Below are 11,547 nucleotides of genomic sequence, written 5' to 3'. Positions count from 1 at the left end.
TTTGATAGATAAAAATTACTTCTCAATAACAACCCAGCCGCCTTCATTTACCATCTTCTTGGCGTACTTCCACTTCACATCCTTCACTTCCTGCGTGTTGATGTTTTGAAGCTTCACATAGTCATTTCGCCCCGGCTCATCCTCAACCGAAACAGGTTGACGTTTTTCACCCGGAGCAGATGCTTTCTGCTGGCCATCACCGTCGGCTTGCTGACCACCGCGGAAGCCCATATTGGTGGCATCAGCCTGCTGAGCCTGGGCTTTACTCATGTCGTATTTGCTCTTCTCTTTCTGAGCCGCCTGAACTTTGCCCTGATCAGCCTGAACCTCTGGAACAGCCTTCCAGATGAGTGAGATGGTCTCTTTGTTGATCTCATCTATCAGCATTTTGAACATCTCAAAAGCCTCGCGCTTATACTCCATCAGCGGATCTTTCTGGCCGAAGGATCGAAGTCCGATCCCCTCTTTTACGGTATCCAGTTCGCGCAGGTGCTCCATCCATTTATTATCGATGGTTGAGAGAATTGCCGAGCGCTCGAGTGATCGCGCCACTTCGCGGCCTTCATTTTTATAGGCTCGCTCCACATCTACCACAATTCTCATCCGGCGCATTCCATCGGTAAAAATAACCTGAATCTTGGTCGGCTTTTTCTCAGAATCACCTTCCTGAATCTGTTTGATAATCCTATACAGCGGTTCAGAAACCAACCGCTCTTTTCTGCGGTAGTTTTCGTACGCTTTTTCGATGATGTGATCCACAAGACCATCTTCACCCATGATAGCCCACTGGTCTCGATCGACTTCAACTTCAAAAGCAAGCTGACGCAGAACTTCATCCCGGAGCTCTTCGAACAGACCTTCCGGGTAGTACTTGTCAACAATGCCTTCTACCATATCTTCGAGCATGTCAAAGATATCGCTTTGCAGCTGGTCGCCCATCAAAGCGTGACGACGACGGGAGTAAACTACATTCCGCTGATTGTTCAACACGTCATCAAACTCAAGCTGACGTTTACGGATGGCGAAGTTGTTTTGCTCCACTTTTTTCTGGGCACGCTCAAGAGATTTACTCACCCACGGATGCTGAATCACTTCACCCTCTTCAAAATTGAGCTTATCCATGATGCTCGCAATACGGTCTGTACCTCCAAAAAGCGTCATCAATTCGTCCTCAAGCGATACATAGAATTGAGTCTCACCGGGATCACCCTGACGCCCCGCACGTCCGCGGAGCTGAAGATCAATTCGTCGTGATTCGTGACGGGCAGTACCCAAAATGGCCAACCCACCTTTCTCTTTCACTTCGTTGGAAAGTTTAATATCTGTACCCCGTCCCGCCATATTCGTTGCAACGGTAACTGCACCGATCTGTCCGGCCTGAGCTACAATTTCACTTTCACGAGCGTGCTGTTTTGCATTCAATACATTATGCGGAATATTGGCACGTTTCAACATTCGGCTCAACTGCTCAGAAACATCTACACTGGTAGTACCTACCAAAACAGGCTGTCCTTTTTTGTGATACTCATTGATCTTCTCAATCACAGCTTTGTACTTCTCGCGCTTGGTGCGGAAAATCAGATCATCTTTATCATCACGGATTATAGGGCGATTGGTTGGAATCACCGTTACATCCAGATCGTAAATTTCATTGAACTCTCCCTCCTCAGTCGCAGCGGTTCCCGTCATACCGGAAAGCTTGTGATACATACGGAAGTAGTTCTGAAGTGTAATTGTAGCGTAGGTCTGTGTTGCAGCCTCAACCTTTACCTCCTCCTTCGCTTCAATTGCCTGATGCAACCCGTCAGAATATCGACGACCGGAAAGCACCCGACCGGTATGCTCATCTACAATCTGAACCTTCCCATCTTGTACAATATACTCTTCCTCTTTTTCAAATAGAGTATAAGCTTTAAGAAGCTGATTGACGGTGTGAATTCGATCACCACGCTCGGCAAAAAGCCGGTGCAGCTCATTGAATCGCTTTTCCCTTTCCTGCTTCAGATCCTCCTTAACCTCTTCAATCTTCTTCTCTTTGTAGTCGTCGCTGAAGTCAGTGTTGTTCTCAATCTCTTCAATCTTCTCTTTTTCGAGGCGGTCCATCTCCTCTTCAATCTCGGACGTCTCCGTTCCAAGATCGGGAATTACGAAAAACTCATCGCCTTCATCATCTTTTGTAATAAAGTCGCGTCCTTTCTCCGTCATCTCGATGGATTTCTGTTTCATATCCACCGCGTAGTAGAGATGTTCATCCACAATCGGGAGATTTTTGGCATTATCTGCCAGATAAAATTTCTCAGTCTGCTCAACCAATCGCTGATACTCCGCTTCCTGCATCAGCTTTCTGAACTTCTTATTTTTCGGAAATCCACGCTCTGCCCGATAAAGTGCAAGCCCCGCTTCATCATTTTTCCCCTCGGCATGCAACCGTTCGGCTTCACTTACCAGCGATGCAACCAGGGCTTTCTGAGCTTTAACCAGAGCTTCTACACGCGGCTTCATCTCTTCGTACTTCTGCTGACTGTTTGACTGAGGAACCGGACCTGAGATAATCAACGGAGTACGGGCTTCATCAATCAGAATGGAGTCCACCTCATCAATAATGGCGTAATGATGGCCACGCTGCACAAGCTGCTCCTCTTCAATTACCATGTTATCGCGAAGGTAATCGAAACCGAATTCATTATTGGTACCGTATGTAATATCTGCCTGGTAGGCTTTTCGGCGAGGTTCGGAGTTGGGATCATAACGATCCACGCAGTCAACGGTAAGCCCATGAAAATTAAATATGGGCTCATTCCACTCTGCATCACGCTGAGCAAGATAGGTGTTCACGGTAATCACATGGACTCCGCGTCCGGCCAGTGCATTAAGGTATGCCGGAAAAATAGCTGAAAGTGTTTTACCCTCACCCGTTTTCATCTCAGCAATACTGCTGCGGTGCATCGAAACGGCACCGACCAGCTGCACATCGTAGGGAATCATATCCCATTCAATTTCATTGCCTGCCACTTTCCACTTTTTACCCACAAATCTGCGGCACGTATCCTTGAGAACAGCATATGCTTCAGGCAGAATTTCATCAAGTGTATCTTCGAGAATATCAAGCCACTCCTGCTCAAGCTCTTTCAGGCGATCAGAAAATTCCCGCCTCTCCTCCAGGGTAATCGACTCATCATTCGAGTCCATCTTCCCTTTAATATCTTCAATCTGATCACTTACCTCCGCGGTTCTCTCTTTAATCAGATCTTTGAAAGATTCCGTTTTCTGCTTCAGCTCATCATCCGAAAGAGCTTTAATCTCCTCTTCGTAACTGTTAATCTCTTCTACTACAGGCCAAAGCTTTTTCAGGTCACGCTCGCTTTTGGTCCCGAATATTGATGTGAGGACTTTGGATATCTTATCTAACATACAGTCGAATCGTATTTATAGGTAAATTTGAATGAACTTTATAAGGTACAGCTAAACAAGTGGCCGTTCAACACTGCATTTACCTTATAGCCCTATTTTAACAGAATGTTTTGTAAAAGCTTTTTGAACTATTTTGCCTGCTTCCACAAGCATCTCGGTTTACTAAACGGAACGAACCGTAAAAGATTGGCAACCCTGTTTAGGGATGAGCAGGTTTGATTGAAATAAATCGTTCGATTTTAAGATTTTTATTCTTATTTTTGGAGTCTACCTAAAAATAGGATTTCGAATTTTATTTAATCATTAAGTTCAGTCATGAAACGTACGTATCAACCAAGTAAGCGTAAGAGAAAAAACAAGCACGGTTTCAGAAAGCGTATGAAGTCTGCCAATGGGCAGGATGTAATCAAAAGACGCCGTAAAAAGGGACGCCACAAGCTTACGGTGAGTAATGAAAAAGGACCGAAATAGTCCTGATTCTAAGAATACGGACTACTCACTCCCGCGATCTAAAATTCTTCGGGGCCAGAAAAATTTCCAACGCCTCTTTGAAAAGTCGACTGTTTTGAACTCAGATTCCATCCAATTTCGATATAGAGTCTACCCTGACTCTAAAGAAGGCTTCCAGATTGGATTTGCAGCTCCGAAGAAAAAAATTCCCAAAGCGGCACATCGCAATCGCACCAAAAGACTCATGCGAGAGGTGTACCGCCACCATCAAGCTCTCCTGTCCGATCTTTTCGACACGAATAACACCAAAGGCTTTCACGGTCTTTTTTTAGCCAACCGATCGGGACTTTCATACCAAGCCATTGAAGCAGACATGATTCCCATGCTTCAAAAAACAAGAGATCGGCTACAACGAATTATTCCTCAGCAGGAGGATGGGAATCGACCCTCAACCGAAGATTTTAACTAAACGGATGTAATTTTGGATAAGAATACGGTTACCGGATTACTGCTCATATTTGTTCTCACCATTGCATGGGCATGGTTCACAATGCCAAGCCAGGAAGAACTCGAACGCCAGAGACAAGAACAGCTCAGACAAGACAGCATTGCTGCCGCCCAGGTGGATCAAGAGCAGGCAGAACCTCAGGACCCTATTGTTGAACAGGATCAATCTGACAGACCGGAACCGGTCGAGTCAACACCTGCCAGGTCTCAGGCTATGGGCGTTTTTGGTGAGTCGACCATCTCAGACACAACCTTGACCACCATCCGAACGCCGCTCTACGAAATTCAGCTCACCAACCTGGGGGCAGGACCATCGAAATATACCCTGCTCGGCCACAATACCTGGGATCAGAAATTGGTTCAGATGATTGGCGACACCACACGGTCCGCTTATTCTCTTGAATTTTTATCCTCCCAAAACTATAACATCGAAACGGATCAGCTCCTGTTTGAACCGCTTTTTGATGAACATGATATTCAGCTTGATGCCGAAGAGAATGTCACCCTCTCGTACAGATTACAGGTGGGTGAGAACTCCTCGATCCAATTTCACTACACATTTTACTCAGATCAATACTCCTACGACCTTCAGGTTGAACTCAACAACATGGAATCCTATATCAGCGGTACCAATGTTGAGCTTGGGTGGAAATCTCCGCTTAACTTTACCGAGCGTGACCTGATTAAAGATGCCCAAAGCACAATGGCATACACCTATGCCGGTGGAGTTCTGGAGGATTTCCAACTTGATGCCGCAGGGAGAAACGAACAGCGTATCAATGGAAATATTGACTGGGTATCGTCTCGAACGAGATTCTTTGGACAGTACATCAAACCGGTGACAGGGGCAAATGCATCCACAATGATCGGAGAGCTTAGCGGCCCTCCGGATGAGGTCGGAACCTTGCATCACTATCAGGTTTTTGTGCAATCAAGTTTTGTAAACAACCCTGTACTTGAATACGAGATGTATTCCGGTCCGCTTCGTTACTACGATCTCAGAGATTACGACGAGCATGCTTATGATGTGATTGAAATCGGATATGCTCTTTTCCGCTGGTTTGCCGACCCGCTTGTTCGCTACGCCATCATCCCGTTTTTTGCATTTGGAAGCATGTTTATCTCCAATTATGGAATTTTGATCATCCTGTTTGGTGTGATTGTAAAACTGGCACTCTTCCCGCTAACTCAGAAGAGCTTCAAGAGCATGGCAGCTATGCGCGAACTTCAGCCACAGCTCAAGGAGATACAGGAGAAGTACAAGGATGATCCCCAGAAGCAGCAAAAAGAGACCATCGCTCTTTACAAAAAGGCAAAAGTGAATCCGATTGGCGGCTGTTTACCGATGCTGTTGCAGTTCCCGATCCTTATTACACTCTTTTTCTTCTTCCAAAACTCGATGATTATCCGCCAGGAGTCGTTCCTATGGGCAACGGACCTCTCGGCGCCGGATTACATCCTGGATCTGCCGTTTACAATTCCATTGCTGGGTGATCAGCTCGCCGGATTCGTACTGTTGATGTCAGCGGCCATGTTCCTGCAAACAAAAGTAACGGGCGGTATGAGTTCAGGCGCAGCACCAAGCGGTGGCCCGAACATGAAAGTATTCATGTATATCATGCCTGTGATGCTGCTTTTCATCTTCAATAACTTTGCAGCCGGTTTGAGTCTTTACTATCTGGTTTACAATGTACTATCGATTGCACAGCAGTTTGTGATTAATAAGCAAACAAAGTCCGGCGATAATGAAGTTGCTGAAGTAACGCCAAACAATGCCAAGAAAAAGGGGAAAGGGAAGAAGAAATAAACAATCCTGAAATACTATTTTCTAATAAAAGAGGAGCTGTACGGTTCCTCTTTTTTTGTATAAACGATACCCGAAAGCTCGCTAAGGATTCTGCCCGAAAAATGTTAATATTCAGCTATGTGGTTTCAAATGGAACCATTTGATTCTATTTAAACTTCTACTGAATGATGAATAAACACTTTATACTATCGGCATTGCTATTTGTTGTGGGTACAGCTTTTGTGCTTCAGGACAATGAATCGACTTTGAACGATACCGTACCAGCCGCCCCTCAAGCTGAAAGAGGACCCGCTTCTGTAAGCTTAATCAATGTTAGCGGCACCATCGGCCCCACTACCACACAGTATATCACCCGTAGCCTTCGAAAATCGCGCGAGGCCGGTGATGAAATACTGATCATTCAACTCGACACCCCCGGCGGACTCCTCGACTCAACCCAGGATATTGTCCAGGAACTCCTTGGAAGCTCGCATCCTGTAGCGGTCTATGTGGCCCCACAAGGAGCCAATGCGGGCAGCGCGGGCACATTTATAACCTTAGCAGCTCATGTGGCTGCAATGGCTCCCGCAACAAATATCGGCGCTGCGTCTCCCGTTTCTATGGGGGGAGGTGAGATGGATACCGTAGCACAGCGAAAAATATTTAACTACTCCGAAAGCTACATTGAATCGATTGCCGAGCAACGTGGCCGAAATACTGAGTGGGCAAAATCAGCCGTGCGTGACGGTGCATCCATTACTGCAAATGAAGCACTTGAAATTAATGTTATCGACTACATTGCGGATGATATTGATGATCTGCTCGCTAAAATTGACGGCCTCGAAATTGAGGGGAAAATACTGAACACTGACGGAGCCGATAAAAATGAGATCCCTCAAACCTTGGGCGAAATATTCTTCAGTTTACTGCTGCGGCCCGAAGTAATGCTGATCCTGACCCTGATTGCCATATATGGCATTATTGGTGAAGTCACAAATCCGGGTGGAATTATTCCGGGAGTTGCAGGCGTCATCGCGTTGATTTTATTATTATACGGTGTAGCTGCTATGCCAATCAACCTTGCAGGATTTCTATTGATTGGCCTTGCAATTATACTTTTTGTTGCAGAAGCATTCACACCCGCATTCGGGGTTTTAATTACTGGAGGTGCCGTGGCATTCTTTTTAGGAGCAATGATGTTATTTCAAGATCTGCCTGATGAAATGCAGATTTCAATGTTTTGGCTGATTCCGGCGACGATTCTCACCGCAGCTTTTTTTGCGTGGATTGTTACTTATGGAGTAAAATCGTTGTTCACTCCGGCTCGGTCCGGACTTGAAGCAACTATTGGGAAAACAGCTGAAGTTACCGACCCAATTCTCCCGGGACAGCCCGGACGTATCTTTTTTGATGGCGAATATTGGACTGCCGAAAGTGACGCCCCGCTCAATGAGGGAGACATGTGCAAAATTATAGAATTTCAAGGCCTAAAGGCTATCGTTAAACCATTAAACCAACCACAAAATAAGGAGTCTTCAAATGGATGATCCAGGAGCAATCACTAACATGCTGGTATGGGTAATTACACTCGTAATTTTCCTATCCATCTTTCTGCCGCAAATGTTCAAAATTATGAGGGAGTACGAACGCGGCGTCGTTTTTCGTCTCGGTAAATTTCAATCCACAAAAGGGCCTGGCCTTATCGTACTGATCCCTTTTATCGATAAGGTTGAACGTGTGGATCTTCGTGTTCTCACGATTAATGTGGACAAACAGGAAGTGATTACAAAAGATAACGTAACAGTGAATGTTGATGCCATTACATTTTTCAGGGTGGTGGATGCTGAGCGTGCTGTCATTCAGGTTGAGCGCTATATCGCCGCCACTTCTATGATTGCCCAGACCACACTCCGTAGTGTACTTGGCCAGTTTGAACTTGATGAGCTGCTTGCCGAGCGCGATAAAATCAATAAGCAAATTCAGGATATCATTGATAAACAGACAGACCCATGGGGAATCAAAGTGGTATCCGTTGAGGTTCGAGACGTAATTTTACCTGAATCCATGAAGCGTGCCATGGCTCGCCAGGCTGAAAGTGAGCGAGACAGACGTGCAAAAATTATTAATGCACAGGGTGAGTTTGAGGCTGCAGCCAAACTGGTAGAAGCCGGCGAAATGATTGAAAAAACACCAACTGCCCTTCAGCTGAGGTTCCTTCAAACCATGGGCGAAATCAGTGAAGAGAACTCAACATTTACATTCCTGCCTATCCCGCTCGACTTTCTTGAGTCGTTCAGTAAAAAGGTAAAATCAGATAAAGAGTAACTCTCCACCTTTTTGTAATACTTAGTCCAACCCGAATCTATCCCGGATTCGGGTTTTTTATTTTCGGTTTGCATCATCTATTTTCAATCAACTATCAATCCATCTAAAACACCTGACATGAAACATTTATACACGTTCATCTCGTTTTTAATTCTCTTTGCCGTTTTGCTCAGCGGCTGTGAAAATCAATCCCCTGAAACAGAATCTGAAACGGTTCAGTGGGCTCTGGCTCTGCACGGGGGTGCGGGAACCATCTCCCAAGACCTGCCCGATTCGATAAAACAAGAATATTATGAAGGTCTTGAACAAGCTTTACGAACTGGTGAACTGGTTCTACGAGATGGCGGCTCTGCACTTGATGCAGTAGAACAGGTTGTGAGAAGCCTTGAAGACAACCCGCTGTTTAACGCCGGACGAGGTTCAGTCTTTACGAAAGAGGGTCGGCACGAACTGGATGCGGCCATCATGGATGGAAGTACGCTTGGTGCCGGAGCACTAACCGGACTCACCACTGTCAAAAACCCAATCAGCCTGGCCCGCAAAGTGATGACTGATTCTCCTCATATTTTCTTTTCAGGTAACGGAGCTGAAACCTATGCCGATCAGACTGATGTAGAACGGGTGGATAATGATTATTTCCATACCGATCGGCGCTACGAACAGTGGGAACGAGCACAGGAAGAGGCCCGTGCTATCACCCCCGAAGAGTCTATTCACGATTGGATTAAGGACACCAAATTTGGTACCGTCGGGGCTGTTGCTTACGATTCCAACGGAAATCTTGCCGCTGCAACCTCAACGGGAGGAATGACCAACAAGCAGTTTGGCCGTGTGGGGGATGTACCCATTATCGGTTCAGGTACATTTGCCAATCACATTGCTGCAATTTCTGCTACCGGTTGGGGGGAGCAGATTATGAGAAATGTTTCGGCCAATACCATAGCCAACTATATGGAGTTCAAAGGAGCCTCATTGGATGAGGCGATGGATTTTGTGTTGAATGAGCGTCTTGACCCCGGTGACGCCGGTTTTATTGCAGTGGACAATCAGGGTAATATTTCCATGAAGATGAACACTGCGGGAATGTTCAGAGCTTCCCTCAACTCTAATGGTGACAGAACAGTGATGATCTGGGAGAACGAATAGCATGGAGCCGCCCTGCTTTGCAGGGCTTGATTAAATCTCCCGATTCAATTACTCCACCGTTTCCGGTGGGGCTACAATCCGGCGTCCCGCAACCTGCGGGACTTTTTTATCTATGAACATTGAAAAATCCTCCGTTCTGCACCGGCTGAACGCCCGACTGCAGGCCTGTGCCTAAGCGCGGGTATCGGGTATTTGAGCAATAGCGAAAACCCAAGCCCCAGGTAACGGGGGCGGCCCCTTCGATACAAGAATTAAAAATACCTCTCTGCAATATTCAGGATTCACCCGCCTGTTTCTTACATTTGTTCTGTGATACACCCATTCATCATCAGTCATATACCGTTATGAAATCGATCGACAAAATTGAGCTTCAGCAACTTAAATTCTCTGACTATAAAACTCTTCAGGAGCTGATGATCAAATGCTACCCGAAAGTACAGGACCCAGCATGGTCCAAAGATCAGATCAAAAAGCTCACTCAACTATTTCCTGAAGGACAGGTTGTCATTAAAGTAGACGGAGAAATGGTAGCCTGTGCCCTGGCCATTATCATCGATTATCAAATTTTCGAAGACAAACACACCTACCTGGACATAACCGCCAACGACACCTTTACAACCCACTCTCCGGAGGGTGATACGATGTATGGCCTGGATATGATGGTTCATCCCGACTATCGCGGATTACGACTGGGCCGCCGTCTCTACGACTACAGGAAAGAGCTCTGTGAAGAACTGAATTTGAAAAGTATCGTCTTTGGCGGACGCCTGCCCAACTTCCATAAATTCGACGACCTGACTGCAAAACAGTATATCGAAAAGGTCAAAAATAAGGAGATTCACGACCCGGTTTTAAATTTCCAGCTCTCCAATGACTTTCATGTAAAACGCGTAGTTAAAAACTACCTGCCTGAGGATGATGCCTCAGAGTCGTACGCAGCCCTGCTGGAATGGTCAAACATCTACTATCAAAAACCGCAAAAGAAGTACAAACCTCAGAAAAGTGTGGTTCGTCTCGGACTGGTTCAATGGGGAATGCGACCGTATGCAGGGTGGGATGACCTCACCGAACAGATCGAATATTTTGTAGATGCCGTTTCGGGTTATCGCGCCGATTTTTTACTCTTCCCGGAGTATGTCAATGCTCCGCTGATGGCTGAATACAACCACCTATCCGAGCCAGACGCAATTCGAAAACTGGCCGGATATACCGAGCGTCTTCGGGATACATTTGCAGATTTTGCGATCTCCTACAACACCAACATCATCACGGGAAGTATGCCGGAATTCAAAGATGATGTTCTCAAAAACATCGGCTACCTCTGCAAGCGAAACGGAGAAGTAGAGCGATACGAAAAAATTCATGTCACCCCCGATGAGGTGAAGGTGTGGGGTATGAGTGGCGGAACACAGGTCAAAACATTTGATACCGATGCCGGAAAGATCGGAATTTTAATCTGTTACGATATAGAATTCCCAGAATTGAGCCGTCTGCTCGCAAAAGAGGAAATGGATATCCTTTTTGTCCCTTTCTTAACCGATACTCAAAACGGATACTCCCGCGTTCGTAACTGTGCCATAGCCCGCGCCATAGAAAATGAGTGCTATGTAGCCATTGCAGGAAGTGTGGGAAATCTGCCTAAAGTCCACAATATGGACATCTCCTTTGCCCAGTCAGTGGTATTCACTCCTTGCGACTTCTCATTCCCAACGAACGGAATTAAGGCAGAAGCCACTCCCAATACAGAGATGATTTTAATTGTGGATGTTGATCTCGATTTACTGAAAGAACTCCATGAACAAGGCAGCGTTCGAACGCTGAAAGACAGACGTACCGACTTATATGATGTGATTGCACTTGAAAAACCTTAAATCAACACACCATTTAGTTATATATAATCAATATCTTAATAACTTCACATC

General features: G+C 45.9%; 8 protein-coding genes. 7 read left to right on the top strand and 1 reads right to left on the bottom strand.

The features are described 5' to 3' along the window. Positions 1 to 15: 15 nt before the first annotated feature. A complete protein-coding gene (gene secA, locus BG260_RS12920) occupies positions 16 to 3,399 on the bottom strand; it encodes a preprotein translocase subunit SecA (RefSeq protein ID WP_069133372.1) in 3,384 nt (1,127 codons plus the stop codon). 327 nt (positions 3,400 to 3,726) lie between these two features. On the opposite strand from secA, the gene rpmH reads away from it, so the two are divergent. The 7 genes from rpmH to BG260_RS12890 all read left to right on the top strand — a co-directional run bounded on the left by rpmH (position 3,727) and on the right by BG260_RS12890 (position 11,496). Further along, complete coding sequence (gene rpmH, locus BG260_RS13975) at positions 3,727 to 3,882, top strand: 50S ribosomal protein L34 (protein ID WP_083750318.1); 156 nt, start codon at positions 3,727 to 3,729, stop codon at positions 3,880 to 3,882. Beyond that, positions 3,863 to 4,330, top strand: coding sequence for a ribonuclease P protein component (locus BG260_RS12915; protein ID WP_069133364.1), 468 nt, complete (start codon positions 3,863 to 3,865; stop codon positions 4,328 to 4,330). The genes rpmH and BG260_RS12915 overlap by 20 nt, the downstream gene beginning before the upstream one ends. 12 nt (positions 4,331 to 4,342) lie before the next feature. Beyond that, positions 4,343 to 6,175, top strand: coding sequence for a membrane protein insertase YidC (gene yidC / locus BG260_RS12910; RefSeq protein WP_069133362.1), 1,833 nt, complete (start codon positions 4,343 to 4,345; stop codon positions 6,173 to 6,175). 164 nt (positions 6,176 to 6,339) lie between these two features. Continuing rightward, the gene (locus BG260_RS12905) at positions 6,340 to 7,701 is read left to right on the top strand and encodes an NfeD family protein (RefSeq protein ID WP_069133360.1); all 1,362 of its coding nucleotides are present in this window, start codon (positions 6,340 to 6,342) and stop codon (positions 7,699 to 7,701) included. Then, a complete protein-coding gene (locus BG260_RS12900; RefSeq protein ID WP_069133358.1) occupies positions 7,694 to 8,479 on the top strand; it encodes a slipin family protein in 786 nt (261 codons plus the stop codon). The genes BG260_RS12905 and BG260_RS12900 overlap by 8 nt, the downstream gene beginning before the upstream one ends. A gap of 117 nt (positions 8,480 to 8,596) precedes the next feature. Continuing rightward, on the top strand, positions 8,597 to 9,625 hold the full coding sequence (locus tag BG260_RS12895; protein ID WP_069133356.1) for an isoaspartyl peptidase/L-asparaginase family protein: 1,029 nt from the start codon (positions 8,597 to 8,599) through the stop codon (positions 9,623 to 9,625). 344 nt (positions 9,626 to 9,969) lie between these two features. Next, on the top strand, positions 9,970 to 11,496 hold the full coding sequence (locus tag BG260_RS12890) for a bifunctional GNAT family N-acetyltransferase/carbon-nitrogen hydrolase family protein (RefSeq protein ID WP_069133370.1): 1,527 nt from the start codon (positions 9,970 to 9,972) through the stop codon (positions 11,494 to 11,496). The last annotated feature ends 51 nt before the right edge of the window (positions 11,497 to 11,547 follow it).

The organism is Rhodohalobacter halophilus, from assembly GCF_001715195.1.
Taxonomy (GTDB): domain Bacteria; phylum Bacteroidota; class Rhodothermia; order Balneolales; family Balneolaceae; genus Rhodohalobacter; species Rhodohalobacter halophilus.
This window is presented reverse-complemented; position numbering and strand designations above follow the sequence as displayed.

Excerpts from the sequence above, each read along its gene's own strand:
- BG260_RS12895 (WP_069133356.1), top strand. The coding sequence starts at position 8,597 with ATGAAACATTTATACACGTTCATCTCGTTTTTAATTCTCTTTGCCGTT.
- rpmH (WP_083750318.1), top strand. The coding sequence starts at position 3,727 with ATGAAACGTACGTATCAACCAAGTAAGCGTAAGAGAAAAAACAAGCAC.
- BG260_RS12915 (WP_069133364.1), top strand. The coding sequence starts at position 3,863 with ATGAAAAAGGACCGAAATAGTCCTGATTCTAAGAATACGGACTACTCA.
- BG260_RS12890 (WP_069133370.1), top strand. The coding sequence starts at position 9,970 with ATGAAATCGATCGACAAAATTGAGCTTCAGCAACTTAAATTCTCTGAC.
- BG260_RS12900 (WP_069133358.1), top strand. The coding sequence starts at position 7,694 with ATGGATGATCCAGGAGCAATCACTAACATGCTGGTATGGGTAATTACA.
- BG260_RS12905 (WP_069133360.1), top strand. The coding sequence starts at position 6,340 with ATGATGAATAAACACTTTATACTATCGGCATTGCTATTTGTTGTGGGT.